This is a genomic window from Halomonas sp. KG2 (assembly GCA_030440445.1).
Lineage (GTDB): Bacteria > Pseudomonadota > Gammaproteobacteria > Pseudomonadales > Halomonadaceae > Vreelandella.
In genome coordinates this window covers 2,626,200-2,653,149 of sequence record CP098528.1, presented here as the reverse complement: position 1 = coordinate 2,653,149, position 26,950 = coordinate 2,626,200, and the positions used below count along the sequence as shown (strand labels likewise).

Annotated in this window: 27 protein-coding genes and 1 other RNA gene; 22 read left to right on the top strand and 6 right to left on the bottom strand. The window is 51.8% G+C overall.

From position 1 onward, the window contains the following. Positions 1–2 precede the first annotated feature (2 nt). Genes murA through hisD form a run of 3 tightly spaced genes read left to right on the top strand, consistent with a single transcriptional unit; the run spans position 3 to position 3,277 of the window. Positions 3–1,265 (top strand): UDP-N-acetylglucosamine 1-carboxyvinyltransferase, encoded by a 1,263-nt coding sequence (gene murA / locus NDQ72_12460; protein ID WKD26880.1) that lies wholly within the window; start codon positions 3–5, stop codon positions 1,263–1,265. A gap of 28 nt (positions 1,266–1,293) precedes the next feature. Further along, the gene (hisG, locus tag NDQ72_12455) at positions 1,294–1,947 is read left to right on the top strand and encodes an ATP phosphoribosyltransferase (GenBank protein WKD26879.1); all 654 of its coding nucleotides are present in this window, start codon (positions 1,294–1,296) and stop codon (positions 1,945–1,947) included. 13 nt (positions 1,948–1,960) lie between these two features. Continuing rightward, a complete protein-coding gene (gene hisD / locus NDQ72_12450) occupies positions 1,961–3,277 on the top strand; it encodes a histidinol dehydrogenase (protein ID WKD26878.1) in 1,317 nt (438 codons plus the stop codon). 69 nt (positions 3,278–3,346) lie between these two features. Here hisD and NDQ72_12445 read toward each other — a convergent pair whose 3' ends face one another. Next, entirely contained in the window at positions 3,347–4,591 is a 1,245-nt protein-coding gene (locus NDQ72_12445) for a Do family serine endopeptidase (protein ID WKD26877.1), read from the bottom strand. A 138-nt stretch (positions 4,592–4,729) separates the two neighbouring features. Here NDQ72_12445 and NDQ72_12440 point away from each other — a divergent pair, with 138 nt between their 5' ends. Continuing rightward, positions 4,730–5,491 carry a Nif3-like dinuclear metal center hexameric protein gene (locus NDQ72_12440; protein WKD26876.1) on the top strand — a complete coding sequence of 254 codons (762 nt, stop codon included), beginning with the start codon at positions 4,730–4,732 and terminating at the stop codon, positions 5,489–5,491. Positions 5,492–5,553: 62 nt separating this feature from the next. Here NDQ72_12440 and NDQ72_12435 read toward each other — a convergent pair whose 3' ends face one another. Next, on the bottom strand, positions 5,554–6,000 hold the full coding sequence (locus NDQ72_12435) for a YhcB family protein (protein ID WKD26875.1): 447 nt from the start codon (positions 5,998–6,000) through the stop codon (positions 5,554–5,556). Positions 6,001–6,232: 232 nt separating this feature from the next. On the opposite strand from NDQ72_12435, the gene zapE reads away from it, so the two are divergent. The 8 genes from zapE to NDQ72_12395 all read left to right on the top strand — a co-directional run bounded on the left by zapE (position 6,233) and on the right by NDQ72_12395 (position 12,632). Continuing rightward, positions 6,233–7,414, top strand: a complete 1,182-nt coding sequence (gene zapE / locus NDQ72_12430; protein WKD26874.1) for a cell division protein ZapE — start codon at positions 6,233–6,235, stop codon at positions 7,412–7,414. Positions 7,415–7,638: 224 nt separating this feature from the next. Beyond that, a complete protein-coding gene (gene rplM, locus NDQ72_12425; GenBank protein ID WKD26873.1) occupies positions 7,639–8,067 on the top strand; it encodes a 50S ribosomal protein L13 in 429 nt (142 codons plus the stop codon). A 13-nt stretch (positions 8,068–8,080) separates the two neighbouring features. Next, entirely contained in the window at positions 8,081–8,470 is a 390-nt protein-coding gene (gene rpsI / locus NDQ72_12420; protein ID WKD26872.1) for a 30S ribosomal protein S9, read from the top strand. A 208-nt stretch (positions 8,471–8,678) separates the two neighbouring features. Next, positions 8,679–9,278, top strand: a complete 600-nt coding sequence (gene petA, locus NDQ72_12415; protein WKD26871.1) for a ubiquinol-cytochrome c reductase iron-sulfur subunit — start codon at positions 8,679–8,681, stop codon at positions 9,276–9,278. Next, complete coding sequence (locus NDQ72_12410) at positions 9,278–10,537, top strand: cytochrome bc complex cytochrome b subunit (protein ID WKD26870.1); 1,260 nt, start codon at positions 9,278–9,280, stop codon at positions 10,535–10,537. The genes petA and NDQ72_12410 overlap by 1 nt, the downstream gene beginning before the upstream one ends. Next, positions 10,537–11,304 (top strand): cytochrome c1, encoded by a 768-nt coding sequence (locus NDQ72_12405; protein WKD26869.1) that lies wholly within the window; start codon positions 10,537–10,539, stop codon positions 11,302–11,304. The genes NDQ72_12410 and NDQ72_12405 overlap by 1 nt, the downstream gene beginning before the upstream one ends. Positions 11,305–11,454: 150 nt before the next feature. Beyond that, entirely contained in the window at positions 11,455–12,081 is a 627-nt protein-coding gene (sspA, locus tag NDQ72_12400) for a stringent starvation protein A (GenBank protein ID WKD26868.1), read from the top strand. 62 nt (positions 12,082–12,143) lie between these two features. Next, positions 12,144–12,632 (top strand): ClpXP protease specificity-enhancing factor, encoded by a 489-nt coding sequence (locus tag NDQ72_12395; protein WKD26867.1) that lies wholly within the window; start codon positions 12,144–12,146, stop codon positions 12,630–12,632. Positions 12,633–12,761: 129 nt separating this feature from the next. Here NDQ72_12395 and NDQ72_12390 read toward each other — a convergent pair whose 3' ends face one another. The 4 genes from NDQ72_12390 to NDQ72_12375 all read right to left on the bottom strand — a co-directional run bounded on the left by NDQ72_12390 (position 12,762) and on the right by NDQ72_12375 (position 15,941). Beyond that, on the bottom strand, positions 12,762–13,334 hold the full coding sequence (locus NDQ72_12390) for a BON domain-containing protein (protein ID WKD26866.1): 573 nt from the start codon (positions 13,332–13,334) through the stop codon (positions 12,762–12,764). A 106-nt stretch (positions 13,335–13,440) separates the two neighbouring features. Beyond that, positions 13,441–14,034 (bottom strand): phosphoheptose isomerase, encoded by a 594-nt coding sequence (locus NDQ72_12385; protein ID WKD26865.1) that lies wholly within the window; start codon positions 14,032–14,034, stop codon positions 13,441–13,443. A gap of 22 nt (positions 14,035–14,056) precedes the next feature. Next, positions 14,057–14,446, bottom strand: a complete 390-nt coding sequence (locus NDQ72_12380; GenBank protein WKD26864.1) for a YraN family protein — start codon at positions 14,444–14,446, stop codon at positions 14,057–14,059. Then, a complete protein-coding gene (locus NDQ72_12375; GenBank protein ID WKD26863.1) occupies positions 14,436–15,941 on the bottom strand; it encodes a penicillin-binding protein activator in 1,506 nt (501 codons plus the stop codon). Before NDQ72_12375 ends, NDQ72_12380 begins: the two co-directional genes overlap by 11 nt. A 113-nt stretch (positions 15,942–16,054) precedes the next feature. On the opposite strand from NDQ72_12375, the gene rsmI reads away from it, so the two are divergent. The 10 genes from rsmI (at position 16,055) to ftsW (ending at position 26,945) form a co-directional block, all read left to right on the top strand. Further along, complete coding sequence (rsmI, locus tag NDQ72_12370; GenBank protein WKD26862.1) at positions 16,055–16,912, top strand: 16S rRNA (cytidine(1402)-2'-O)-methyltransferase; 858 nt, start codon at positions 16,055–16,057, stop codon at positions 16,910–16,912. 32 nt (positions 16,913–16,944) lie between these two features. Further along, an RNA gene (gene rnpB, locus NDQ72_12365) (RNase P RNA component class A) lies at positions 16,945–17,305 on the top strand. A 52-nt stretch (positions 17,306–17,357) separates the two neighbouring features. After that, on the top strand, positions 17,358–18,314 hold the full coding sequence (gene rsmH / locus NDQ72_12360) for a 16S rRNA (cytosine(1402)-N(4))-methyltransferase RsmH (protein ID WKD26861.1): 957 nt from the start codon (positions 17,358–17,360) through the stop codon (positions 18,312–18,314). Between the two features lie 2 nt (positions 18,315–18,316). Continuing rightward, positions 18,317–18,652, top strand: coding sequence for a cell division protein FtsL (gene ftsL / locus NDQ72_12355; GenBank protein ID WKD26860.1), 336 nt, complete (start codon positions 18,317–18,319; stop codon positions 18,650–18,652). Further along, entirely contained in the window at positions 18,649–20,355 is a 1,707-nt protein-coding gene (locus tag NDQ72_12350; GenBank protein WKD26859.1) for a penicillin-binding transpeptidase domain-containing protein, read from the top strand. The genes ftsL and NDQ72_12350 overlap by 4 nt, the downstream gene beginning before the upstream one ends. Before the next feature lie 14 nt (positions 20,356–20,369). Further along, on the top strand, positions 20,370–21,863 hold the full coding sequence (locus tag NDQ72_12345; GenBank protein WKD26858.1) for a UDP-N-acetylmuramoyl-L-alanyl-D-glutamate--2,6-diaminopimelate ligase: 1,494 nt from the start codon (positions 20,370–20,372) through the stop codon (positions 21,861–21,863). Continuing rightward, positions 21,863–23,221 carry a UDP-N-acetylmuramoyl-tripeptide--D-alanyl-D-alanine ligase gene (locus NDQ72_12340; GenBank protein ID WKD26857.1) on the top strand — a complete coding sequence of 453 codons (1,359 nt, stop codon included), beginning with the start codon at positions 21,863–21,865 and terminating at the stop codon, positions 23,219–23,221. Before NDQ72_12345 ends, NDQ72_12340 begins: the two co-directional genes overlap by 1 nt. 9 nt (positions 23,222–23,230) lie before the next feature. After that, the gene (gene mraY / locus NDQ72_12335; GenBank protein WKD26856.1) at positions 23,231–24,313 is read left to right on the top strand and encodes a phospho-N-acetylmuramoyl-pentapeptide-transferase; all 1,083 of its coding nucleotides are present in this window, start codon (positions 23,231–23,233) and stop codon (positions 24,311–24,313) included. A gap of 59 nt (positions 24,314–24,372) precedes the next feature. Continuing rightward, positions 24,373–25,767 (top strand): UDP-N-acetylmuramoyl-L-alanine--D-glutamate ligase, encoded by a 1,395-nt coding sequence (gene murD / locus NDQ72_12330; protein WKD30391.1) that lies wholly within the window; start codon positions 24,373–24,375, stop codon positions 25,765–25,767. Next, complete coding sequence (ftsW, locus tag NDQ72_12325) at positions 25,764–26,945, top strand: putative lipid II flippase FtsW (GenBank protein ID WKD26855.1); 1,182 nt, start codon at positions 25,764–25,766, stop codon at positions 26,943–26,945. Before murD ends, ftsW begins: the two co-directional genes overlap by 4 nt. Positions 26,946–26,950 lie beyond the last annotated feature (5 nt).

Sequence of the window (26,950 nt, the reverse complement as noted above, 5' to 3'; positions counted from 1 at the left end):
CTATGGATAAATTAATCATTACCGGCAATGGGTCGGTAGATGGCGAAGTGTGGGTGAGTGGCGCCAAGAATGCGGCGTTGCCAATTTTGTGTGCCAGCCTTTTGGCGGATGGCCCGGTCATTATTGGTAATTTGCCTCATTTGCAGGACATCACTACGACGCTGGAGCTGCTAGGGCGGATGGGCGTTGAGCCGGTGATGGGAGAGAAACTCAGTATCCAGCTTGACGGCTCTCAGGTAACGCAGTGTCATGCTCCCTACGAACTCGTTAAGAAGATGCGCGCCTCCATTCTGGTGTTAGGCCCGTTGTTAGCACATTTCGGTAAGGCAGATGTTTCTCTACCAGGGGGATGCGCAATTGGTTCACGTCCGGTGGACTTGCATATCCGTGGTCTTGAGGCGATGGGCGCAGAGATCCGTGTTGAGGCGGGTTATATTCGTGCCCGAGTTGATGGACGCTTGAAAGGGGCGACTATCTTCTTTGATACAGTGACGGTAACGGGTACTGAAAATCTGCTGATGGCGGCAACGCTCGCAGAGGGCACCACTATTCTTGAAAATGCTGCGCGCGAGCCGGAAATTGTCGATCTCGCCGAGTGTTTGATCAAGATGGGGGCCAATATTCGTGGGCATGGTACTGACACAATCGTGGTTGAGGGCGTTGCGACGCTGCACGGCTGCGAGCACGATGTCATGCCAGATCGTATTGAAACGGGTACTTTCCTGGTGGCTGCTGCCATGACAGGTGGTCGCGTGAAAGTGAAGCGCACCCGTGCTGATATTTTAGAAGCGGTGCTTGCGAAGCTTGAAGAAGCCGGTGCTGAGATTACCAGTGGCGATGATTGGATCGCGTTGGATATGCACGGTAAGCGCCCAAAAGCGGTTAATATTCGCACTGCGCCCTATCCTGCATTCCCTACCGATATGCAGGCCCAGTTTGTGGCGATGAATGCTGTCGCCGAGGGGCATTCCCGGGTAGTGGAAACCATCTTTGAAAACCGCTTTATGCACGTGCAAGAGCTAAACCGGATGGGGGCGAATATTGCCCTTGAAGGTAATACGGCACTGATTGATGGCGTAGAGAAGCTTTCAGGTGCGCCGGTAATGGCTACCGACCTTCGTGCGTCAGCATCATTGGTGATCGCGGCAATGATGGCTGAAGGCGAAACGCTTGTAGATCGTATTTATCATATCGATCGTGGTTATGAGTGCATTGAGGAAAAATTACAGCTGCTGGGTGCGCGCATTCGCCGTATTCCTGGCTAAGCCATGTTATTAACCATTGGCCTGAATAATGAGTAAGCAACTGATTTTGGCCCTTTCAAAAGGGCGTATTCTGGACGAAACGCTGCCGTTGTTGGCGGATGCGGGGATTACCCCGGCAGAAGATTTGGGTAAAAGCCGTAAGCTGTTGTTTGATACTAATTTGCCAGACGTAAAGTTGGTGATTATACGGGCAACCGATGTGCCGACCTATGTGCAGCTGGGTGCCGCAGATGTCGGCATTGCAGGTAAAGATGTTCTGCTTGAACATGGGGCTGAAGGGCTATACGAGCCCCTAGACTTGGATATCGCTCGCTGCAAGCTGATGACTGCTGGTGTGACGGGACAGTTGCCAGCTGAAGCGCGTCGTCGTGTAGCTACTAAGTTTGTTAACGTAGCGAGGCGTTACTATGCGGAGCAGGGTATTCAAGCCGAAGTGATCAAGCTCTATGGGGCGATGGAGCTTGCTCCGCTGATGAATTTGGCCGACGAAATTGTTGATATCGTGGATACCGGCAATACGCTACGCGCCAATGGTATGGAGCCTCGTGAGCTCATTGCCCATATCAGCACCCGCCTAGTGGTTAATAAAGCCGCCATGACCATGAAGCATGATCGTATTAAACCATTGTTAGCCCGCCTAGAAAGTGCGGTTAAAAAGCGCCAGACTCAGCCTATTGAATGACACGAGGTTTACCATGAGCGATAAGTCCACAGCCACCATTGCCCGTCTCTCGACTGTTGATGGGGCATTCCATCAGCATTTAGACGCGCTGCTGGATTGGGAAGGGGTGTCTGATAAGGCAGTACAGGCTCGTGTTGAAGAGATATTGGCAGATGTTAAACGGCGAGGTGATAGTGCGGTGGTTGAGGCAACAAATCGCTTTGACCGCCTGTCAGTCGAAAGTATGGAGCAGCTACGCCTATCTCCTGAGCAACTGAAAAAGGCCTTTGACGGTCTGTCTGCTGAGCAGCGCAATGCGCTGTCAGCCGCCGCTGAGCGTATTAGGCGTTATCATGAGCGCCAGAAGCCAAGCTCGTGGCAATACGAAGAGGCTGATGGAACGGTGCTGGGCCAAAAGGTCACCCCGCTGGATCGCGCAGGTATTTATGTGCCAGGCGGGAAAGCCGCTTATCCTTCATCGGTATTGATGAATGCTATCCCTGCCCATGTGGCTGGTGTGCGCGAGATTGTGATGGTTGTGCCGACTCCGGACGGTGTGCTGAATGATCTCGTGCTGGCAGCTGCGCATCTGGCAGGCGTCGATTATGTGTTCACGATTGGTGGCGCACAGGCGGTCGCGGCGCTTGCTTATGGAACTGAAAGCGTTCCGCGAGTAGATAAAATTGTAGGGCCTGGAAATATCTACGTGGCGACTGCTAAGCGCGCGGTATTTGGTCAAGTTGGTATTGATATGATTGCCGGTCCCTCTGAAATCATGGTGGTGTCTGACGGTCAGACAGACCCGGATTGGTTGGCAATGGACTTATTCTCTCAGGCTGAGCACGATGAGGATGCCCAGGCAATTTTTGTTAGTTGGTATGCTGATCATCTGGATGCCGTTGAAGCTTCAGTAGAGCGATTGTTGCCGACACTTGAGCGGGAAGATATTGCCCGTGCTTCGCTGCAGCGCCGTGGGGCATTAATCCTATGTCAAGATCAGGCCGAAGCCATTGAATTGATCAACCGTATTGCGCCGGAGCACCTTGAGCTTTCAGTCGAGGCGCCTGGCGACTGGCTTGATGACGTGCGTCACGCTGGGGCTATCTTCATGGGGCGGCATACGTCGGAAGCTCTGGGTGACTATTGTGCAGGGCCGAACCATGTGCTGCCCACGTCTGGAACCGCCCGTTTTTCATCGCCACTGGGGGTGTATGATTTCCAGAAACGCTCCTCCATTATTCACTGCTCGCCTGACGGTGCGTCTGAGCTTGGTAAAATAGCCTCTGTACTTGCCCGGGGCGAATCGCTGACGGCCCATGCTCGTTCGGCGGAGTATCGTATTAACGATTGAGTATTGTCTGAAAAAGCCCGTCTGAAAAAAAACGCTGCCTGAACAAGCGTCGATAACCATCAGAGCGACTTACGAGTCGCTCTGATGCTCTCCTGACGTAGCATTAATGGGTACCGGCCGTTCACCTACTTCCAGTGTCATGTCCATACGTTCACCGCTTCGTACGATCGTCAGCGGTAGTTTTGTGCCGGGTGGAATGGAAGCAATCGCGCTCATTGTTACCCGAGCATCCAAAATCACTTGACCGTCAATAGACAGCAAAACATCGCCGGGCTGTAAGCCTGCTTTAGCGGCAGGCCCGTCTTTCACAACGCCAGCGACGATCACGCCTTGAGGAGTTCTTAACCCAAACGATGCGGCCAGCTCGCGGGAGAGTGCTTGTGCTTCTATGCCTAGCCAGCCGCGTATGACGCGACCGCGGGTAACCAGTTCATTCAAGATGCTGTGGGCAAGGTTGGCTGGAATTGCGAAGCCAATCCCTTGTGATCCCCCTGACCGTGAGAAAATAGCCGTATTAATGCCCACTAAAGCGCCGTCAGGGTTGACTAATGCGCCCCCGGAATTGCCTGGATTTATCGCTGCGTCTGTTTGAATGAAGTCCTCGTAGGCATTTAAACCTAAGTGGCTGCGCCCCGTCGCGCTGATAATGCCCATGGTAACGGTTTGCCCCACGCCGAAAGGATTGCCAATAGCAAGTGCTACATCGCCTACGGCTACCTGTTCTGAATCGGCAAGCTCAATTACTGGCAAGTCATCAAGGGTAATGCGTAAAACGGCAAGGTCGCTTTCTGGGTCAGTGCCAATTACCTCAGCAAGTGTTTCCCGGCCATCGCGAAGTGCTACCTGTATTTGATCGGCGCCATTAATGACATGATGATTGGTTAGCACGTAGCCGTCATGGCTGACGATAACGCCAGAGCCCAGGCTCGACAGCATTCGCTGCTGAGTGGTTGCATCGTCGCCGCTGAAGAACTGCTGGAAAAAAGGATCGGACATCAGTGGATGCTGATCGCGTTCAACAATGCGTGATGAATAGATATTAACCACGGCTGGCGCCGCTTGGTTAACAGCGTTGGAGTAGCTTGCAGGCCCTTGGTTGCGGTTGAGCGGTTCTGCTTGGCGAATCTCTGGGGCGGGTCGATTGGCTGCCGACTCTCCGCTAGTAGGCACCAGCGAAGTAGGGGGTTCGACCGTTGCGGGTGGCGTTTGCCGAAACGGATTGGGCAAATACTCTGGGAAAGCAAGTAGCACCAAGGCGGCGAGCAATAGCCCGGTGATAATTGGCCATATATAGGGCAGCACAGAGCGGTGCATGCGAAATTTCCTCAGCGGGTGATAGTCTAAATGGTCGCGAGGTTCGCGATAACGCGAAGCGAGATTTACAATAGTTCCATCGTAACACTTTATTGAGATGTTCCTCACGATAGCTTGTTAATCGGTTAAGGAGTCAGTGTGATCCATCGTGACCAACTAGTTGCTGCATGCGACCATCAATTGCGCTCATCGCAATTTAAAGATTTTACCGTTAACGGCCTTCAGGTGGAGGGGCGTGACACTGTAACGCGGGTGATGTCAGGGGTGACGGCATGTCAGGCGTTATTGGAGGAGGCGGTCGCTTGGCGAGCGGACATGGTGTTAGTACACCATGGCTATTTCTGGAAAAACGAACCGGTGGCCATTACTGGCATGAAGCAGAAGCGAATTAAAATGCTGCTGGATAACGAGATGAGCTTGCTGGCTTATCACTTGCCATTAGATGCGCATGCCGCGTTTGGCAATAATGCCGAGCTGGCCAAGCGTCTGGGGTGGAAGGTCGAGGGATGCATTGATGGTGAGCTTGGCGAAGGACTGTTATGGTCCGGCCGATTGGCTGAGCCGCTAAGCGTTGCAGAGCTGGGCAGTCAATTGGCTGCAGTGCTCCATCGAGAGCCTTTAGTGGTTGAATCGCCTTTAGTTGGCTCTGTGGAACGGGTCGCATGGTGCACCGGAGGCGCTCAAGACATGATTACGGCGGCTTACGATGCAGGCGCGCAAGTTTTCGTGTCTGGGGAAATATCAGAGCGCACGACGCACCTAGCTAGAGAGATGGGTATTCATTACATTGCTGCTGGTCACCATGCTACTGAGCGTTTTGGTGTTCAGGCGCTGGGTGAGTGGTTGGCGAGTGAGTATGATGTAGAGCATCGATTTGTCGATATCGATAATCCCGCCTAGCGCTAACTTGTGCAAGGCATCCGCAGCGGTTTGCTATGCGGATGCTTTGACCTTGTTAGTTATTAATAACGAGGGGGTTGCGGGGCGGGCTCGTCATGTTCTTTCAAGCTGCCTTTTAGGCCAAAGTCCTCGGATAACGTACCGCTTTTGCCATCTGCATAATCACGCGGAGTGTTAACATCACCTTCATCCTCTGTGCTAGGCGTGAGTTTGTTTGTGGAAGGTGTTATGGCCGTTTCCAGTTTCCATTCAGCAGCTTCGCTGTCTATTTGCTGTTCTAGCCGATCAGTTTCCTGGCGAATATTAATGATGTGCTGCTGGATGCCAGTGAGATGGCTTCCCATGCCTTTCTTAAGCTCGGCTATTTGATGTTCACGCTCAAGCAAAGCCTGCTTTAATGTAGCGTGGTCACGTTGGCTTTTGCTGAACAGGCGATAACACGCCAAGCCGATAACAAATCCAATAACGAGACCGATAATCGTAAAAGTGAATGGCGAGCTTGCTTCCACAGTATTCTCCCTAGAGATGATGCACGCCACCAGGCGCATGGCGGGGTTTGGCAAATAGTTTAACAAACAGCTTAACAAAGCGTGACCATTATAGGCGCGTATCCGTCGGTTGGGTCAATCCGCTCATGCGCTCAGTTATTATGCAGCGTATAATATTGTTTTTTTATTTGGGCAGGCTGTGTTCTTACAACGTCACAGTTCCGTTCACGATGTGTGCTGTGGGAGCGAGTTGATGTCATCATTATCTGCACGTCAAGACAGCGAGCAGGCGAGCCGATTAACGCCTTTTGCGCGGTATCAGGAAGACTTAAAGCGTGACGATTTTCAGTACGACCCTGCTCAAGAGCAGGCGGTTAAGCATCTTCAGCGCCTTTATGATGAGCTGCTAGCCATACCTGCTAGTGCTCCTAAAGCCGTCGTTGCTAACAAAGGGTTAAAGGCAAAAGTTGCCGGGCTGCTTGGTAAAAAGGTCAGTGCCGGCGGGCCAGTGCTGCCTGATGTTAAGGGGCTCTACTTTTGGGGAGGTGTGGGGCGTGGGAAAACGTATCTAGTCGATACTTTCTACGAGGCGTTGCCGTTCCCTGAAAAAATGCGCACCCATTTTCATCGTTTTATGCAGCGTGTCCACAATGAGTTGACTCACTATAAGGGCGAGAAGAACCCATTGACGCTGATTGCTGGCAAGTTTGCTGCTGAGGCGCGCGTCATCTGCTTTGATGAGTTTTTTGTCAAAGATATTACCGATGCAATGATCTTGGCAAATTTGCTTGAAGCGCTGTTTGAGCGTGGCGTGGTGTTGGTGGCGACATCAAATATAGTGCCAAATGACCTTTACAAAGATGGGTTGCAGCGCGCACGGTTTGTTCCCGCCATTGAGCTAGTGAATCGTCACTGCGAGGTCGTCAACGTCGATTCTGGTGTTGATTACCGATTGCGTGCCTTAGAGCGGGCTGAGATTTTTCATGCGCCGCTTGATGAAGCGGCTGAGCAAGAGCTAAGCAGAAGCTTCAGAGAAATAGCTGGCCATGAGGGTGAGGAGGGGGCGCCTCTTGAGATTAATCATCGTGTTTTAAAGACGCGCCGACTCCACGACGATGTGGCATGGTTTGAATTTGTCGAACTCTGTGATGGGCCGCGTAGCCAGAATGATTACATTGAGCTTGCCAGAGAATTTCATACGGTTTTGGTATCCAACGTCACTCAGATGAATGCAAAAACAGACGATCAGGCTCGCCGCTTTATTAATATGGTTGACGAGTTTTATGATCGCGGGGTTAAGCTATTGATGTCGGCAGAGGCGCCAGTTGAAGCGCTGTATAGCGATGGAAAGCTGACCTTTGAATTTCAGCGGACGCTGTCGCGTCTGCAGGAAATGCAGTCTAAAGAGTATTTAGCGCTACCCCATAAGCCCTAGTATCGGGTGCGCCGATAAACACGATGCAGGCAACACTAATATCAATAAGAGCGATATCAATAAAAAAGAGTGGCGGTACTTAACTTGCGGCGATACTTGCTGTAGAATGCCGCCTCGCTGCATGTTGCTGGTTTTTTCTGGCAACCAAAAAAAATAGGGATGGTGCTTCATCGCTTACGTAGCGGTGTTAGCTACCCAACACACTTAATCTGGTGATTTTATCCATGAAGACGTTCAGTGCTAAGCCGCAGTCCGTCCAGCGCGACTGGTACGTAGTCGACGCTACGGACAAAACGCTCGGTCGTCTGGCAACCGAGATTGCTCGCCGCCTGCGTGGCAAGCATAAGCCCGAATTTACTCCTCACGTTGATACTGGCGATTACATTGTTGTTATCAACGCTGAAAAAGTCCATGTGACCGGCAACAAGGCGAAGGCTAAAACCTACTACCGCCACACTGGTTACCCGGGCGGTCTGCGCTCTATGACATTCGACAAAATGCTTGATCATGCCCCTGAGCGCATTATTGAGTCTGCCGTTAAAGGTATGTTGCCGAAAGGTCCTTTGGGTCGCGCCATGTACTCAAAATTAAAAGTGTACGCCGGTGCCGAGCATCCGCATGCTGCCCAACAGCCGCTTGAACTGAACATCTGAGGAAATCTTCGCCATGACACAGCAGTATTACGGTACCGGGCGCCGCAAGACTTCCACCGCTCGCGTGTTTATGAAGCCGGGCTCTGGCAAAATTACTGTCAACGATAAAGACCTTGACCTGTATTTTGGTCGTGTAACTGGTCGTATGGTTGTTCGTCAGCCGCTTGAGTTGACTGAAACGCTGAATCAGTTTGACATATTCGTCACTGTTGCTGGCGGTGGTGGTTCCTCTCAAGCAGGTGCCATTCGTCACGGTATTACTCGCGCCCTGATGAACTACAATGAAGACCTGCGTCCAACGTTGCGCGCCGCTGGTTATGTAACCCGCGATGCTCGTCAGGTTGAGCGTAAGAAAGTCGGTCTGCGTAAAGCACGTCGTCGTCCGCAGTTCTCTAAGCGTTAATTTCACGCTATGCGGCAAAAGCGCCCAGGTCAAAGACCTGGGCGCTTTTTATTGGAATATCAAAAAATTATAACGCTTATACCACCATGGTCACGGGCGGTTGTTCTTGTGCAGAGCGCTTTGTTTTTTTAACATAGAGCGTATTTGATATTCGTCGTCGCAAGACGCCTTTGCGGCGGAACGGGTAAGCTGATGGGAGAAACCAGAAATGGCAGATAACGGCGTAAACAAAGGTCGGCGCCGTTTCCTTGTAGGCGCCACCTCCGTTGTGGGGGCGGTGGGCGCTGTCGGGGTTGCGGTCCCCTTTGTGGCTTCTTGGCAGCCTAGTGCCAGGGCAAGAGCGGCAGGTGCGCCTGTTCAAGCTGATATATCGAAGCTTGAGCCTGGGCAGCGTATGACCGTTGAGTGGCGCGGTCGGCCGATTTGGATTATTAATCGTACGCCGGAAATGATCGAGCGAACTGAGGCGTTAGGTGCCGACAGTTTAGCGGATCCTGATTCGGAAGTGCCGCAGCAGCCAGCGTATATCCAAGGTGGTTTGCGCTCTATCAAGCCGGAAATAGGCGTGTTGATTGGTATTTGCACGCACTTGGGCTGTTCGCCCCTGTTCCGACCTGAACCGAATGCCGAAGGGGTGGGGGTGGAGAATTGGCCGGGTGGTTTCTTCTGTCCATGTCATGGTTCTCGCTTTGATTTGGCTGGTCGCGTGTTCAATAACGTACCTGCGCCGATCAACCTTGAGGTTCCACCCTACCGCTTTGAAAATGATGACATTATTGTCGTCGGCGAAGATGAGGAGGCTGCCTGATGGGTAATCCGAATAAAGCCAAGGCGGAAAAGGGCCTCATGCGTTGGGTAGATGATCGCTTCCCTGCCACTCAAATGTGGCAAGAGCATCTTTCCAAATATTACGCGCCTAAAAACTTCAACTTTTGGTATTTCTTTGGCTCGTTAGCGCTGCTGGCGTTGGTTAACCAAATCTTGACCGGGGTTTGGTTAACCATGAGCTTTAACCCCTCTGCTGAAGGTGCATTCGATTCTGTCGAATACATTATGCGTGATGTGGAGTGGGGGTGGCTGATTCGCTATATGCACACCACCGGCGCTTCTGCCTTCTTTCTTGTCGTCTATCTGCATATGTTCCGTGGCCTTTTGTATGGTTCGTACAAGGCGCCTCGCGAATTAGTGTGGGTGTTTGGTATGACGATTTATCTGGTGCTAATGGCAGAAGCCTTTATGGGCTATTTGTTGCCATGGGGTCAGATGTCTTACTGGGGTGCTCAGGTTATTATTTCGCTGTTCTCAGCGATCCCTGGCATTGGCCCTGATCTGGCGCAGTGGGTGCGTGGTGACTTCCTTATTTCAGGTATTACCCTCAACCGTTTCTTTGCACTGCATGTGGTTGCTCTGCCAATTGTTATTTTAGCGCTCGTCGTACTGCATATTATTGCGCTACACGAAGTGGGTTCAAATAACCCTGACGGTATTGATATTAAGCAGAAGAAAGATGAGGCAGGCGTGCCGTTGGATGGGATTCCCTTCCATCCTTACTACACGGTAAAAGACTTGGTGGGTGTTGCGGTCTTCCTGTTTGTTTTCTGTGTAGTGGTGTTCTACTTCCCAGAAGGCGGCGGCTACTTTATTGAAAAGCCAAACTTTGATCAAGCTAACCCGCTGCAAACGCCTGATCACATCGCGCCCGTTTGGTATATGACGCCTTTCTATGCCATTCTTCGCGCAATCACTTTCTCAGTGTTCGGCTTAGACGCTAAGTTCCTCGGTGTTATCTTTATGGGGGCTGCGATTGCAATATTGTTCGTTCTGCCCTGGCTGGATCGTAGTCCGGTGCGTTCAATGCGCTATAAAGGTTGGATGTCGAAAACCATGCTGACGCTGTTTGCTATCAGCTTTGTCATCCTTGGTGTTTTGGGTGTGTTGCCATCGACAGAGGGCAGGACGCTACTAGCCCAGGCCTGCACCGTGATTTATTTCGCCTTCTTTGTCTTGATGCCGTTCTACACCAAGCTGGAGAAGACTAAACCCGTTCCGGAAAGGGTGACTGGCTAATGAAAAAGTATCTTTTTGGACTCCTTTTCGCGTTAGTGCCAGTAACTGCGATGGCTGCCGGTGGTGCGAGTGTTCCACACTCGATGGAGCCTGATCTGCATGATCAAGCCTCGCTGCAAAATGGCATGAAGCTCTATGTTAACTACTGCATGGGCTGCCACTCGCTTCAGTATCAGCGCTTTGCTCGTGCGGCTGACGATTTGGGGATGCCTCAGGATTTGGTTGAAGAAAATCTGATTTTCTCGTCAGATTTGGCCTACAACGACCAAATGCATAATGCCATGAACAGCGGTGATGCGGAGGGTTGGTTCGGTGCGCCGCCTCCGGATCTATCGCTCAAGACGCGTGTGCGTGGAACGGATTGGATCTACTCTTATCTGCTTAGCTTCTACAAAGATCCGAGCCGCCCCACTGGTGTTAACAACACGGTATTTGACCTGGTAGCGATGCCTAATGTGTTGGAGCCTCTACAAGGCGTACAAGAGCTGGTGTGTTCGGAAACGGATCATCCGGTGGCGGGGCAGTCACCCGATCCTTTATCGGGTAAGTACCAGTCTTGTGATGTGCTGCAAGTGACCCAGCCAGGTTCTATGGAACCTGCTGAGTTTGAGGAAGCAGTGTATGATCTTACTAACTTCCTAGCTTATGTGGGCGAACCCTCCAAGCTTCAGGCTCAGGCGCTGGCACCTAAAGTGCTGATCTTCATTTTCATTTTTGGTGTGATTGCCTACTTGCTTAAGCGCGAGTACTGGCGAGATGTTCACTAATAATTAAGTGATGAGCGGCATGTCGGGCGCACGGCGGAAGCCGTGCGCCCTTTGTTTATCTAGTCAGTCGTAATGCAAAGCGGGTTACCATCCCATAAGCTAGCGCTGGCGTGTTATTATCAAAGATTGTTTTGATGCGAGGATGCTTTCATGGGTGTTGTGGCCAAGCGGTCGTCGATGATCTTTTACTCTGGTAATGATGATCATTTTAGTCATCGTGTGCGCATTGTTCTGGCTGAAAAGGGGGTGGCGGTTGATATCGTTGATGTCAGCGATGAGCGTCCACCTGAAGAGTTAGCAGACCTCAACCCGTACAACAGCGTGCCTACGCTGCTAGATCGTGACTTAGTGCTCTATGAGTCTAAGGTCATGATGGAGTATCTGGATGAGCGTTTCCCTCATCCTCCTCTGCTGCCTGTTTATCCGGTGGCGCGGGCGCAAAGCCGTTTGTGGATGCATCGTATTGAGCGCGAGTGGTGCCCAATGCTGGAGCAGATACGCACAGGCGGTAAAAAAGAAGCGGAAAAGGCGCGTAAAGAACTGCGCGAAAGCCTCATTGGGATTTCGCCTATCTTTGAAGATATGCCTTACTTTATGAGTGAGGAGTTTACGCTTGTAGACTGCTGTTTAGCGCCGATTTTATGGCGTTTGCCTGAGCTGAATATTGAGTTGCCTGAGAAGCAGGTAAAGCCTCTGTTGGGCTATATGTCGCGAGTATTCGAACGTGAAGCGTTTAAAGCATCTTTAAACGAGCGTGAGAAAGAGATGCGCGCTTGAATTCATGCTGCCTCTTCTCCTTAATCGGGTAAGGGGCATATTTGTCAGGAGGAGGGAGTCTTATGAAATCGAGCCGTCCCTATCTCGCCCGAGCTCTCTATGAGTGGCTGTTGGATAATGAGTTGACGCCTTATGTGGTGGTTGATGCTACTCAGCCAGGCGTGGAAGTGCCGCGTCAGTTTGTTCAAAATGGACAAATTGTGTTGAATGTAGCGCCGACTGCTGTGCGTGACCTGTTTATGGAAAATCAGGCCATGGGGTTTAACGCTCGCTTTGGTGGCCAGCCTATGCAGGTAATGATTCCTACGCCTGCGCTTATCGCGATCTATGCTCGTGAAAATGGTGCTGGTATGGTGTTTGGGCATGAGCCAGAGCTGGATGCGGCAGAGTTTGATGATGCTGAGTTAGATGGCAACTTTTCAGACGCTTTTGATGAATCGTCTAAGCCTGAGTTAACAGTAACAGAGCCTGTCCCTGAAAAAGAGGGCGACGTTTCTGCGCTGCCATCTAAAAAGGCTAAGAAAAAGCCAACGCTACGCGTGGTTAAGTAGCGTGGTTTTTAGCTAAGTTGTTAACTTGTGCTTATGAGCGACAGTTTTTCTTAGCAAAGCAGTTGGTGAAAAAAAACCTCGTCTCGGTGAAAAGCCGGGGACGAGGTTTTTTTTATGGCGGCGTGCTAATCAATCCATATAGTCAAAGACTTTAACGATTCGTTGAATGCCGCCAACCGCTGATACTGCGTTAGCAATTCGGTTGCCTTCATCTCGAGTTACCATGCCCATCAGATACACCGTCGCGTTTTCTGTGGTGATTTTCAGCTTTGATGAGTCGATGCGGTCATTAGTGGCGAGTTGGCTCATGACATTGGTGGTTAGCCAGGTATCGTTTAGGCGTTGGCTAGCGGGTAGGTTTGCAGCAATGCTGAGTTCGTTGTGTACTTGGTCGACGCCGCGTAGAGAGCTGGCGACTTCACCTGCTTTGTTACGTAGTTCCTCGCTAGGCACTTGCCCTACCAGAAGTAATGAGCCGTTATAGCTATGTGCTCTAATTCGTGCATCTCTTAAGCGGGCGTCTGAGCGCTCCAGCGCACGTGGCGCTTCACGTTCAATGGTTGTGTCAATGGCTTCGACATCACTGCTGCGCTGACCATAGTTGGAAGGGTTAGATGCCGCGTTATTAGCACATCCAGTCAGTAAAATAACGCTTAGTGTCGCAACGGCGATCAGTTTGTATAAAGAATAGCGTAGGGCCATGGCGATGACTCCTTTCAAAATGTAAAGTCAGTAGGTATTAATCTACCCGTTTGATTGTGTCTGTGCAGTTTAATCTGCTCAGTTTAATTTGTTTGGTGCTGACTATTTAGTCGACTCCGCCAAAGAGCTGCTCGTCAATTAAATCACATAAGCAGTGGATGACGAGCAGGTGAACCTCTTGAATGCGTGCAGTGGATGTTGCTGGAACGCGAATCTCACAGTCATCCTGGCCTAGTAGTGACGCCATATCGCCGCCATCTCTGCCAGTTAGCGCGACGACCGTCATGTCGCGGTCATGGGCCGCTTGGATGGCTTGAACGATATTGGCTGAGTTGCCGCTGGTGGAAATGGCTAATAAGACATCACCGGGCTGGCCTAGCGCCCTGATCTGCTTGGAAAACACTTCATTATAACTGTAGTCGTTGGCGATTGAGGTCAGCGTTGAAGTATCGGTTGTCAGTGCTAGTGCGGGTAGGCTGGGGCGCTCACGTTCAAAACGATTCAATAGCTCGGACGAAAAGTGCTGGCTATCGCCTGCGCTGCCGCCATTGCCGCAGGCGAGAACTTTACCTTCGTTAACTAAGCACTGAACCATCATTTGGCTGGCGACTTCGATGAAAGGCGGCAGCACTTCGCTGGCATATGTCTTCGTATCTATGCTGGCGTTAAAGTGATTAAGTATGCGTGATTGAAAGTCCATTAGGGCTTCCTAGGTAAAAGTATCAGTAAGCATCAAAAGCCGCTTTTTCCCACTGGAATTCAAGCGCGGGAGGCGTGCCTGTGATCGCTAGGATATCAAAGCGACACGGACTTGAAACAGCATGCCGAGCGATATAAAGCTTGGCTGCTCGTATTAAGCGGTGGCGCTTCTGTGCAGTGACGGTCTCTAAGGGGTGGCCGTAACGAGTAGTGGTGCGATGTTTGACCTCGATAAAGACCAGGATGTCCTGGTCTTTCATCACAAGATCAAGCTCACCGCCTTTAACGTGATGATTGCTAGTGACAAGCGTTAAGCCATGTTGCTGCAGCCATTGAGCGGCTAATTGCTCAATGGCTGCGCCCCGTGTCCGCGCTGTTTGCGGTGTATTGGGATTCTGATAACTATTGGTCATCGTTCAGTAGGCCAGGGATCAAAATGGGCGAAGGTACGCCATTTTGGAATTTCGCCCACGGTAGTTCTCGAGAAACCCTGCCATCACCTGAAAGGCGAAGCGTACCGGTGCTTCCATTCATGCCGTCAAGGGCTGATAAGTCTGATAGGCGGATGCCAAGTTCGTAAGCGTCCACACCCATTGCCATTAGACGGAACATTGAGGGGTCTGACTCGTTGCGAAGCTCTGCATACGTCGAATAAAAGGGCAGCGCCTCTTCCCCGCCAACTGCTGCGTCAGGGATTTGCCAGGGAATATCGATAAACATTACATCATTTAGGTCTTGATCTAAGCGTGTCTGTAGGCGCCCTTCATGGAGATGGGAGGTGGCATAGATAGGCAGGTTGGGGGCGTAGTAGTAGTCCATGGTGGGTGGCACTTGGCGTGCGTATTCGGGAAGTGCCAGTAAGAATAGTGCATCAATGTTCCCTAGGCGGGCGCGATCGCCGCTGACATTGAGGGCTGTTTTGACTGCGTTAGCTACGGCGCTGCTAGGGTTATAGCGGACGGCATTGGTGATTTCGCCGCCTTGGCGTTGCCACTCATTCCAGAAGGCTTCACCGACGCGCCGTCCCCAGGCGTTGTCGGGCACCATGATAGACATTTGGCGGTGGCCGTCCTGAAAGGCTCGGCGAGCTGCTTGGCGGGCTTCATCTTCAGCAGATAAACCATACTGAAGTAGTTGAGGCGCTTGATTACTTGCGCTGTTGCCATAGTTCAGGGCCAGCGTCGGTAGTGGTACACTATTGCGCTGCTCAAGTTGGGTGACTTGACCTTTGTCAATTGGACCAATCAAAAGTTGAGCGTTCATTTGCTCTGCACGTTGGTAAATTTCATCTAATGAATATTGAGACGCATTGATAAAATTAAGTTGTACATTATCTCCGCGCAGGTCGTGATGACGGCGCATGGCAGAAGCGATAGCGTTAGCCACGCTACTTAGTGGGCCAGATTCTGGTAATGCCACTGCTATGCGGCGTATTTCGACACCCTCTAATTCAGGTATGGATACTTTCGTATATTCAGCTTGATCCAAGGCTTGACGTGCCCACTGCTGCCGTTCTGCAAGGGTTTCTTGTTGGTTTGCTTGCATCGGGAGTTCGTCGTCAAGCACCTGGGTCGCGCGGAGGACCGCGCGGGGATCGTCCATGCCACGAGCAAGTTCAGAGAAAAGCATTGCCCAGCGCACCCGATCCGATTCTGAAAGCATGTTTTCATCAACCGCATCGGCTGCGTCAAAAGCATTTTCGCGTTGTCCTTGTCTGGCGAGGATATTAGCCGCTTCGAGTCGCGTCTTGGCGGCTTGTTCAGGCGCTTGCTGCTCTGCTTGACTAAGTAGTCGGCTAGCATCCTGGGCAGGGACGCGGTCAACCACACTTGGGGATTGCATAGCGCATCCTGTAATCAGAAGCGCCATGAAGGCAGTGGCTAGTAATCCACGTATTGACTGTTTCATGTATCCTTCCTTAGTTTCCATTTGCGCTGCCGTCGCTCAATGAGCGGATAAATTTACCATTGCACAAGCATGGCGCACCGTCAGTGCAGGCTATTAACAAATCGGGAGTCACGATGACACACCAGCATCCGGGTATATTGTACGTGGTTGCAACACCAATTGGGAATTTGGAAGACTTATCGCCACGGGCTGCTCGGGTATTAGCGGAGGTATCACGTATTGCTGCGGAGGATACACGCCACAGCGGTCGCTTGTTAGCGCATTTGGGCATTAATAAGCCGATGCTCTCACTGCATGAGCATAATGAAGCACGGCGAGTCGATACGCTGGATGGTTACTTAATGGCGGGGGAGAATGTTGCCCTAATTAGTGATGCGGGGACGCCGCTTATATGTGATCCGGGGTTCGTGTTGGTAAGAGAGTTGCGATTGCGGGGTAGGCAGGTGGTGCCGCTTCCTGGGCCTTGTGCGCTAGTCAGTGCGCTTTCAGCGGCTGGGTTGCCGACTGATAGGTTTACATTTGGTGGATTTTTGCCATCCAAGCCGAGTGCGCGACGGCAAGCGCTTGAAAAATGGCAGTCTCGAGAAGAAACGCTGGTTTTTTACGAGTCACCTCACCGTATTGAGCACACGCTTGAATCGTTATGTGAGCAAATGCCTGAGCGAGCGGTTGTTCTGGCGCGAGAATTGACCAAAACGTATGAGACTTTTTTGCAGGGCTCGCCTTCCTCATTGCTTGAGCAGCTTAGGCAAGACCCTAACCAAGGTCGTGGAGAATTTGTCGTAATGATTGCTGGGGCGCCGCCCGCTGTTCAAAGCGATGAGCAATCTATTACTGCTGATGAGCTGCTTAAAGCAATGCTAGCAGAGGGTGTTGGCGTCAAGCAGGGGGCAGCCGTTGCTGCAAAAATGCTCGGCGGCCGAAAGCAGGAATGGTACGCAAGATTGCAAGCATTGAAAGGTGGGCATTGAGGCGACGGCGGGGCGCTGGTATGCTTGCCGCCGGAGTTGGCCAGACAGTCGCCGCTAATATGCCAGTAATGGCTGCTTAGGGGAGGAAAGTCCGGGCTCCATAGGGCAGAGTGCCAGGTAACGCCTGGGCGGCGTAAGCCGACGGAAAGTGCAGCAGAGAGTAGACCGCCTAAGCCTTTCGAGGCTGGTAAGGGTGAAAGGGTGCGGTAAGAGCGCACCGCGCGCCTGGCAACAGTGCGTGGCAAGGTAAACCCCACTCGGAGCAAGACCAAATAGGGATCCAATGGCGTGGCCCGCGCTGGATCCGGGTAGGTTGCTTGAGCGCTGTGGTGACGCAGCGCCTAGAGGAATGACTGTCCACGACAGAACCCGGCTTATCGGCCGACTCCCCATTTCCATAAAAGGTGCGCCGTTCGCACCTTTCTTAACACTGTGTGAGATTAACATGCCTTCTCCTGACGCTGACCAGGTCACTTCCCATTTTCGCCACACCAGCGTCTTACTAGAAGGGGCGGTAGATACACTTGTTCATAATCCCGATGGTATTTATTTAGACGGCACGTTTGGGCGAGGCGGGCACTCCCGCGTTATTCTTTCGCGCTTGAGCGAACAAGGTCGTTTAATGGCCATGGATCGTGACCCTCAAGCAATAGCAGCCGCTAAAGATATCGATGATCCTCGTTTCGACATAACGCAGCGAGAGTTCGCTCGGTTAGTTGAGTATGCACAAGAGCAAGGGGTTTACGGAAAGCTTTCAGGTGTATTGCTAGATATTGGTGTTTCTTCCCCGCAGTTAGATGATCCAGAGCGTGGCTTTAGCTTTATGCGCAACGGTCCTCTTGATATGCGTATGGACCCTACCCAAGGAGAGAGTGCAGCCGCGTTTTTAGCCCGGGCTAGCGAAAGTGATATTGCCAATGTGTTTAAAACCTATGGTGAAGAGCGTTACGCAAAGCGCTTGGCGCGTGCTGTTGTTACGCGACGTGTGGAAAAGCCTTTTACGCACACTGTTGACTTGGCCGAGGTATTGAAAGAGGCTCACCCTGCTTGGGAAAAAGGGCGTCACCCAGCGACCAAAGCGTTTCAGGGGCTGCGTATTTATTTAAATGGTGAGCTCGATCAACTGGATGCAGCGCTTGAGGGGGCATTGGAAGTGCTGGCTCCTGGGGGGCATCTGGTTGTGATTAGCTTCCACTCGCTTGAAGATCGTCGTGTAAAACGCTTCATTCGTCACCATGTGCGGGGTGATACGCACTTGCCACGGGGCGTGCCGATTCGCGATGATCAGCTAAATCGCCGTCTTGAAGCCTTGGGTAAAGGAGTACGCCCAAGTGACGAAGAGGTAGACGCTAACCCCCGGGCGCGCAGTGCCGTCATGCGAGCCGCCCGTAAACGAGTGTGATCATGAGCATGGATCGGATAGAGCGTTGGGCGTCAACGCTGCGCACCGAATGGCCTTTCAAGCTACGTTTTCGAGCTTGGCCGGTTATCCTTATTGCGCTGTTCTTAGCGTGTATCGTTACCGGTGGTTTAGTGGTTGCCACCACGCATATGACGCGAGTGCAGTATGCGCAGCTACAGCAGTTAGAGCAGGAAAAAAATCAGCTGCAAACCGAGTGGGGGCAGCTGCTATTGGAAGAGGGGGCGTGGTCTACTCCGGCCCGTGTAGAGCAAATTGCTACGGAACGGCTTGAAATGCGCATTCCCGATGTGAATGATGTCGAGGTGATTCGACCATGAAGCGCGAAAGTCGGGGAGGGATATCCCGTCAAATGCCTATTGCGCCGCCATTAGCTGGCGGGCGCTTTTTATTTATTCTCATTGTTGTAATGGTGGCGTCAGCCATTTTAGTCGGCAGGATTACGCTGCTTCAGGTAATTGATCGCCCGTTTTTACAGAGCCAGGGTGATGCCCGTACGCTGCGCCATGAGGCAATACCCGCACACCGCGGTATGATCACTGATCGTAATGGTGAGCCTCTGGCTGTTTCTACGCCTGTTGTGACACTTTGGGCGAATCCTCAAGAGCTGCCTACCGATGCCATTCAGCGAGTAATGCTGGCCCAAGCGTTAGGCATGTCGCTCGATGACTTTGAATCCCGCGTCTCTCGCTATAGCAGTCGAGAGTTTATGTACCTTCGTCGTCAAATGACGCCGGATGCGGCCCAACGTATATTGGATTTACGTACGCCTGGTGTTTATCAACAGCGTGAATACAAACGTTATTATCCAGCCGGTGAAGTGGCGGCGCAGTTGCTGGGTGTTACCAATGTGGATGATGTGGGGCAAGAGGGGCTGGAGCTCTCTTATCAGCCCTATTTGGCGGGACATCCTGGACAACGCCGAGTCTTAAAGGATCGACGCGGTCGGTTAGTTCGTGAGTTGGGTGTTATTCGTGAAGCGCAACCTGGTGGTGAGTTAACGCTGTCGATTGATCAGCGTATTCAATATATGGCCTACCGTGAGTTGCGTGCTGCTGTCGCTGAGCATGAGGCAGACGGTGGGGTGTTGGTAATGCTCGATGCGCGCACAGGGGAGGTGTTAGCAATGGCTAACTTGCCTTCTTACAACCCGAATAACCGCGCTGGGTTGGATCCGCGAGGGTTACGCAACCAGGCACTGGTTGATGTATTTGAACCTGGGTCTGTTATGAAGCCTTTGGCGATGGCTGCAATACTGGAAAGTGGTGTTGTAGATCGCGATGCTGTCGTTGACACCTCGCCTGGCTGGATGCGCCTGGATCAGTTCACTATCCGGGACTTCCGTAATTATGGCGATTTAGATTTAGCGGGGATTCTAGAAAAATCTTCAAATGTTGGCATGTCTCGTTTAGCGCTGCAGCTAAGTGACACGGCCATTTGGGAAAAATACAATCAGCTAGGCCTTGGTCAGGCACCAGGAACAGGCTTTCCTGGTGAGGCGACGGGCAGTTTGCCAGCGCCAGTTCGCTGGTCTCGAAGTGAGCGAGCGACGCTCTCCTATGGTTACGGTCTCTCTGTTTCAGCCGTTCAATTGGCCAGTGCTTACACAGCGCTCGCCAATAATGGCGTGCGTTTACCGCCCTCGCTGTTGAGGCTTTCCGAGCCTCCTCAAGGGAGTCCTGCTATATCGCCCACAGTGGCCAATGATTTGCTGAATATTTTAGAAGCGTCGGTCGCCGCCTATACCGGTGGGCGCCGAGCGCGCGTTGAAGGCTATCGTGTGGGGGGGAAAACAGGCACGGTGCGTAAAATAGGGCAGCAAGGTTATACCACCGATGCTTATCGCAGTGTTTTTGCGGGGATTGCGCCTATTTCCGACCCGCGTATTGTTACCGTCGTTATGATTGATCACCCCCGCGCTGGCCAATTTTATGGTGGCGCAGTAGCTGCTCCGGTGTTCTCTAGCGTGACAGGTAATGCCCTACGTTTGCTGGACGTGCCACCCGATCATGAGGTCGAGTAGCATAAGGAGATTGCATGAGGTTGTCCCCAGAGAGTCTATGGGTAGCGCTAAAGCAGGTTTGGCCTAACGCCGTGTTACCTAAGGAGCTGCCTAAATTGCCAGAGCAGCTTCGCTTAGTGACGGATACGCGTAAGTTGGCGATGGGCGATGTATTTGTGGCTGTCCCTGGTAGTCAGCGTGATGGTTATGAGTTTGTTGATCAAGCATTGGCAGCAGGTGCGTCGCTCGTTTTGGCGCACACGAAAGAAGGGGGTGTTTCACTGGACGGGCAAATACTTTATTTGCCTCATCTGTCTATGCGACTTGGCGAGCTAGGTCGCACACTGTTTTCTGTTCCCAAAGACCTTCAGGTGATTGGGGTGACGGGCACCAATGGGAAAAGCTCTGTTACCCATTACATAGCAGCGTTAAGTGAACTGCTTGGCAAGCCTGCTGGAGTGATCGGAACATTGGGTGTTGGTCGCCTTGGCCAATTGGTCGACACAGGCCTTACTACGCCTGGTTCATTGGCAATGCAAGAAACCTTGGCTGATTTAGCGAATCAAGGCGTCAAGCGTGTGGCGCTTGAAGTTTCTTCACATGCCCTTGAGCAACGCCGTTTAGACGCAGTGAACGTCGCCGCAGGAGTATTCACCAACCTGACACGAGATCACCTTGATTACCATGGCAGTATGGCGGCTTATGCCGCTGCAAAAGCAAAGTTGTTCCGGCGTTCTGAGCTAGTGCTTGCGGTCGTCAATGCAAATGATCCTCTTGCGCGGCTAATGTTGGCAGGCTGTGATAGCCGTGTGCGTGTTTTGGCAGTAGGCGACGATGAAGCAGTGACGCTGCGCGTGATTGGTTGGCATCCCCATGAGCATGGTCAACAGGCTCTTGTTGCTACGCCAGAAGGTGAAAAGACGCTTAATCTTGGTTTGATGGGGCGGTTTAATCTAGACAATGTGCTGTTAGCCATTAGTGTGCTTTATGGGTTGGGCGAGCCTTTAGACCAGTTGTTTGAGTCGGCAACTGAGTTGGGGCCAGTACCTGGGCGTATGGCGTTATACCGCGAGGTTAATGCGCCCAGCGTTGTTATCGACTATGCCCACACGCCGGATGCATTAGCTAATGCTCTCGAAGCGCTGAAAGAGCATTTAGGGAGCACTGGAAAGCTATGGTGCCTGTTCGGTTGTGGTGGTGAGCGTGATACGGGGAAGCGAACAGAAATGGCTGCAGTGGCGGAGCAGCGAGCTGACCGCGTGATCGTTACTGACGATAATCCGCGTACGGAGTCTGCCGAGCAAATTCGTCAACAAATTATTTCGGGGTTTTCTGCTGCGGCTGCCTTTACGGAAATAGGTGATCGTAGTCAGGCGATTTGTCATGCGGTTCAGCAGGCTGATCCCCAGGACGTTATCTTGGTGGCCGGAAAGGGTCATGAGGCCTATCAGCACATCGGTAACGTGCGTCATGACTACCAAGATAGCGAACAAGTGATTAAAGCCTTCAAACTTAGGGCTGCCATGTGATGAACTGGTCGTTAGCTAGTATTGCCTCAGCGCTAAAGCTTTCTGTCCCGCAAGCTTTATGCGAGTTGTCGGTGACGGCGGTAATTACCGATACGCGTCATATTGTGCCGGGGTGTCTGTTTGTAGCTTTGAAGGGGCCGCGTTTTGATGGCCATGATTTTATTGAGCAGGCACTTGAGAAAGGCGCTGCAGCTGCTCTGGTTGAGCGCCCGGTAAGCAGTTTGCTTCCTCAACTGGTATGCGCTGACACGCGTTTAAGCCTTGGCCTGCTGGCGCGGGTGTGGCGTCAGCGCTGCACATTGCCACTGGTGGCTGTCACCGGCAACAGCGGTAAAACAACCGTTAAAGAGATGACGGCCGCGCTACTTTCTCCATTAGGCGGTGTGCTTGCTACCGAGGGCAACTTAAACAATGACATTGGTGCGCCGCTGACGTTGCTGCGTTTAGCAACGCACCATCAGGCAGGTGTGATTGAGCTGGGGGCTAATCATTTGGGCGAAATTGCCTGGACCAGCCAGTTGACCTCTCCTAATGTCGCCATCATTACCAATGTAACAGGCGCTCATGTCGGTGAGTTTGGCGGTATGGGGCAAATTGCCCAAGCCAAAAGCGAAATATTAGCCGGGCTAGTTGAAGATGGTATTGCGGTGCTAAACCGCGATGACGACTACTTTGAATTTTGGTCAGCCTGTGCGGGAAGCAAGAAAGTTGTAAGCTACGGCTTACATGGCGATGCGGACGTTCACGCGTCCGCACTTTCGTGCGACTCTTTGGGGCGGTATGCTTTTACGCTTGTTGAACGTGGCCAAATACTGGGCGACGTGCAGCTGCCCTTGATTGGTAAGCATAATGTGAGTAATGCTTTGGCGGCTGCTACGGCGGCTCTCGCATTAGGCGTTACGCCTGAGCAAGTAGTGATGGGGCTATGCGAATTGTCCTCATTGTCTGGTAGGTTAAGCATCGTGCCCGGCGTGCGCAATACGACGTTGTTAGACGACACGTACAACGCAAATCCTGGTGCTGTGAAAGCGGCGTTGGATGCGTTAGCGAACTTTCCTTCACCGCGCTGGTGCGCGCTTGGCGCAATGGGGGAGCTGGGCAACGAGTCTCATGCCCTACATGCTGAGATCGGTCATTACGCTGCGTCACTGGGTATCGATACATTACTGACGTTTGGTGATGCCGCCCGTTCAGCAAGTGAAGCCTTCGGTCGCGGGCTGCATTTTGACGACCACGAGACGCTAGTGCGTCATGTTATTAATACTCTGCCGCCTAACACCACACTGTTGGTGAAAGGATCGCGTAGTGCAGGCATGGAAAATGTCATTGCTGCGCTACGTGCGGATGAAACAAGGTAAGCGCCGTTCATGTTACTTCACCTGGCGAATTTTCTAGCCCAATATCAGTCTACTTTCCAAGTTTTTAACTATTTAACCTTACGTGTCATTCTCGCAGCGCTAACGGCCCTCATGCTATGCCTGTGGCTTGGACCCTGGGTTATACGCCGGTTAGTGGAAGGCCAAATTGGCCAAGCGATTCGTGATGATGGCCCTCAATCTCATTTGTCTAAAGCAGGTACGCCCACGATGGGTGGGGCAATGATATTGTTGGCTATTGCTATCAGTACGCTGGTCTGGGGCGATTTAACCAATCATTATGTTTGGGTGGTGCTACTGGTCACATTAGGCTTTGGAGCTATTGGCTGGGTCGACGATTATCGCAAGGTTGTGGAAAAGAACCCGCGTGGATTGCCCGCTCGTTGGAAGTATTTCTGGCAGTCCGTGGTGGGTATTGGCGCTGCTTTGGTGCTTTATCTCACGGCCGCTACACCAGCTGAAACTAGCTTATTGATCCCGATGTTTAAAGATGTCGCGTTGCCGCTTGGCGTGTTCTATATCGTGTTGACTTATTTTGTGATCGTTGGCAGCTCTAATGCAGTCAATCTCACGGATGGTCTTGATGGTCTGGCGATCATGCCCACTGTGCTGGTGGCGATGGGCTTGTCCGTATTTGCCTATGCAAGCGGAAATGCTGTGTTTGCCAACTATTTACATATTCCTTTTATTCATGGTACCGGCGAGTTGGCTGTTTTCTGTGCCACTATTGCTGGTGCTGGCCTGGGCTTCTTGTGGTTCAACACTTATCCCGCACAGGTGTTTATGGGCGATGTGGGGGCGCTGGCACTAGGTGCAGCGCTAGGCGTTGTTGCCGTTATTGTGCGCCAAGAAATTGTGCTGTTTATTATGGGCGGTATCTTTGTACTTGAGACGGTCTCGGTGATTCTTCAAGTTGGCTCTTATAAGCTTACCGGTCGGCGTATTTTCCGTATGGCGCCGTTGCATCACCACTACGAGTTGAAAGGTTGGCCAGAGCCACGGGTAATTGTGCGTTTCTGGATTATTACCGTCGTGCTGGTGCTGTTAGGGTTGGCTACGCTTAAAGTTCGATGATTAGCAAAGTAATAGCGGCAGTGTTGCCACTATTAGCGTGATGCACAAAGGAGCCGGTCATCGTGCGAGTCGCAAATGGAATCACCGTTGTTATTGGCCTGGGAATTTCTGGGCAAGCTATTTGTCGGCATTTGGCGCGTCAAGGCGTGTCATTTATGGTGGCAGATACGCGAGCTGAACCTCCTGGGCTACACGCTTTTCAGAGCGAAAACCCCAATGTTGAGATTTATTGTGGTCCGTTAACGGCGCTTGATTTTACAGATGCCTACGAAGTGGTGGTCAGTCCTGGTGTAGATCCTCATTCGCCAGGACTTGATGGCTTGCTAGAGCGTTATAATCCAGCAACGGGGGAGCCCGTACTGGTAGGCGAGGTTGCTTTGTTTGTTCGTGCGGTGAATGCGCCGGTCGCTGCTATTACTGGCTCTAATGCCAAGTCAACCGTTACGACATTACTCGGCGAGATGGCTAGAGTTGCTGGTGTTAAAGCTGCGGTGGGGGGGAATTTGGGCACGGCTGCATTGGATTTATTAGCTGAACACCCTGATGCCGAGCTTTACATCCTTGAACTCTCAAGCTTTCAGCTGGAAACAACGCCTCATTTGGGGGCTAAAGCGGCTGCTTTTTTAAACCTCTGTGAAGATCATTTAGATCGTCATGGAGATATGGTGGGTTACCGTCGCGCTAAGCAGCGTATTTTTCGCGGTGCACAATCAGTCATTGTCAACGCGGATGACGCGCTCACTTGGCCAGAGTCGTCTGTGGATCATGTAGAGCGTTTCACGGCCTTCGCACCCGCAGGTAATGACTGGGGGGTCGTTGAAAAAGACGGCGAGTTAACGCTGTTCCATGGTGATAGTGCTTGGCTTGGCACAGCAGCTCTCAACATGGCAGGGCGGCATAACTATGCTAATGCACTTGCAGCATTGGCAATGGGTAAGGCGTTGGGCTTCGCAAAAGCACCGATGTGCCAAGCATTAACAGCTTTTAAGGGGCTGCCCCATCGTAGTGAAGTAATCGCTCGTATCAATGACGTTATGTGGGTGAATGATTCAAAAGGCACTAACGTTGGCGCTACGCTGGCCGCGATTCAAGGCATTAGCGCATCGCTGACAGGGAAAGTAATATTATTGGCCGGTGGTGTCGGTAAAGGTGCTGATTTTACCCCCTTGGCGATGCCGTTAGCAGAGTGTGCCAAAACTGCGGTGCTATTTGGCGCTGACGCACTCCGTCTTGAAGCCGCTTTGTCATCTGCGGTTCCAGTGCATCTAGTACACGATTTAACTCAAGCGATGGAAGTGGCCTGGGCAATAGCTGAGCCCGGCGACTGTGTATTGCTGTCACCCGCCTGCGCAAGCCTAGATCAGTTTGTCAATTACCAGGCGAGAGGCGATGCCTTTCGGGATTGGGTTGAGCAAAAGCATAAACAGCATAATCACTCAGGAGAGAGGTTATGAGTCGAATGCAGCGTATCCGCGATACTTTGACAACGCGGCATTTACCCTCCGATGTGTGGTTAATCGTCGCCGCCGTGGCGTTAGCTGGACTGGGCTGGGTGATGGTAAGTTCGGCATCGGTAGGTCTGCTTGAAAATACCTATCACTACTCTCGGCAGCATGGCATTTTTCTATTTCTGGCTATATTGGCTTGTTTTTTTATGCTGTGTGTTCCTTTGGAAGCATGGCGGCAAAACGCAGCGCTGATTTTGCTAGTGAGCATCATCATGCTAGTGCTAGTGCTCGTGATTGGTCAGGAAGTTAACGGCAGTAAACGCTGGATTTCACTGCCTGGGCCCTTGCCTAGCCTGCAAGTTTCCGAGCTTGGAAAAATCGGTTTGATTTTTTACATGGCAGCCTTCATGTCCCGCTTTACCTATGATCTGCGCCAACGTGCATTCAGTATGTGGCGACCTTTAGCGGTGCTTGCCGTTCCGGCAGGGCTGCTTTTTCTTGCTCCTGATTTTGGCGGCATGGTGGTATATACCGTTTGCGTTATTGGTATGTTAATGATGAGCGGCGCTTCCCTTACCTTACTATTTGGTAGTGGTGGCGTATTGGCTGTTGGTGCCGTCATGATGGTCGTTATGGAGCCTTACCGATTAGCGCGGTGGACGAGCTTTTTGGACCCATGGGCTGATCAGTTTGCGACGGGCTATCAGCTTACTCAGGCGCTGATTGCTTTCGGTCGTGGGCATGTGACCGGTACTGGTTTAGGGAATAGTGTTCAAAAGCTTCACTACCTGCCTGAGGCTCACACCGACTTTATTTTTGCTGTCATCGCAGAAGAACTTGGCATGATAGGGGCCATTCTCGTTGTACTGCTATTTACTTTGCTCATTACCAGGGCGATGTTGATTGGTCGTCGTGCAGAATTGGCAGGTCATTTATTTGGTGCCTACGTCAGCTATGGCATAGGTTTCGTTATCGCAGCTCAGGCATTTATCAATATGGCGGTAAGCTCGGGGCTGTTGCCAACGAAAGGGCTAACATTGCCGTTGATTAGCTATGGCGGTTCAAGTTTATTGGTAACCGGTATGATGATTGGCTTGTTGTTGCGCGTAGATGCAGAGACGCGTCACCGTCCGCGTCGCGTATCGACACCCTATAAATCACGCCATGAACCTCAGTTACCGTAACTACT

Coding starts and splice junctions, on each gene's coding strand:
- murA (WKD26880.1), top strand. CDS start 3: ATGGATAAATTAATCATTACCGGCAATGGGTCGGTAGATGGCGAAGTG.
- hisG (WKD26879.1), top strand. CDS start 1,294: ATGAGTAAGCAACTGATTTTGGCCCTTTCAAAAGGGCGTATTCTGGAC.
- hisD (WKD26878.1), top strand. CDS start 1,961: ATGAGCGATAAGTCCACAGCCACCATTGCCCGTCTCTCGACTGTTGAT.
- NDQ72_12445 (WKD26877.1), bottom strand. CDS start 4,591: ATGCACCGCTCTGTGCTGCCCTATATATGGCCAATTATCACCGGGCTA.
- zapE (WKD26874.1), top strand. CDS start 6,233: ATGTCATCATTATCTGCACGTCAAGACAGCGAGCAGGCGAGCCGATTA.
- rplM (WKD26873.1), top strand. CDS start 7,639: ATGAAGACGTTCAGTGCTAAGCCGCAGTCCGTCCAGCGCGACTGGTAC.
- rpsI (WKD26872.1), top strand. CDS start 8,081: ATGACACAGCAGTATTACGGTACCGGGCGCCGCAAGACTTCCACCGCT.
- petA (WKD26871.1), top strand. CDS start 8,679: ATGGCAGATAACGGCGTAAACAAAGGTCGGCGCCGTTTCCTTGTAGGC.
- NDQ72_12410 (WKD26870.1), top strand. CDS start 9,278: ATGGGTAATCCGAATAAAGCCAAGGCGGAAAAGGGCCTCATGCGTTGG.
- NDQ72_12405 (WKD26869.1), top strand. CDS start 10,537: ATGAAAAAGTATCTTTTTGGACTCCTTTTCGCGTTAGTGCCAGTAACT.
- sspA (WKD26868.1), top strand. CDS start 11,455: ATGGGTGTTGTGGCCAAGCGGTCGTCGATGATCTTTTACTCTGGTAAT.
- NDQ72_12395 (WKD26867.1), top strand. CDS start 12,144: ATGAAATCGAGCCGTCCCTATCTCGCCCGAGCTCTCTATGAGTGGCTG.
- NDQ72_12390 (WKD26866.1), bottom strand. CDS start 13,334: ATGGCCCTACGCTATTCTTTATACAAACTGATCGCCGTTGCGACACTA.
- NDQ72_12385 (WKD26865.1), bottom strand. CDS start 14,034: ATGGACTTTCAATCACGCATACTTAATCACTTTAACGCCAGCATAGAT.
- NDQ72_12380 (WKD26864.1), bottom strand. CDS start 14,446: ATGACCAATAGTTATCAGAATCCCAATACACCGCAAACAGCGCGGACA.
- NDQ72_12375 (WKD26863.1), bottom strand. CDS start 15,941: ATGAAACAGTCAATACGTGGATTACTAGCCACTGCCTTCATGGCGCTT.
- rsmI (WKD26862.1), top strand. CDS start 16,055: ATGACACACCAGCATCCGGGTATATTGTACGTGGTTGCAACACCAATT.
- rsmH (WKD26861.1), top strand. CDS start 17,358: ATGCCTTCTCCTGACGCTGACCAGGTCACTTCCCATTTTCGCCACACC.
- ftsL (WKD26860.1), top strand. CDS start 18,317: ATGAGCATGGATCGGATAGAGCGTTGGGCGTCAACGCTGCGCACCGAA.
- NDQ72_12350 (WKD26859.1), top strand. CDS start 18,649: ATGAAGCGCGAAAGTCGGGGAGGGATATCCCGTCAAATGCCTATTGCG.
- NDQ72_12345 (WKD26858.1), top strand. CDS start 20,370: ATGAGGTTGTCCCCAGAGAGTCTATGGGTAGCGCTAAAGCAGGTTTGG.
- NDQ72_12340 (WKD26857.1), top strand. CDS start 21,863: ATGAACTGGTCGTTAGCTAGTATTGCCTCAGCGCTAAAGCTTTCTGTC.
- mraY (WKD26856.1), top strand. CDS start 23,231: ATGTTACTTCACCTGGCGAATTTTCTAGCCCAATATCAGTCTACTTTC.
- ftsW (WKD26855.1), top strand. CDS start 25,764: ATGAGTCGAATGCAGCGTATCCGCGATACTTTGACAACGCGGCATTTA.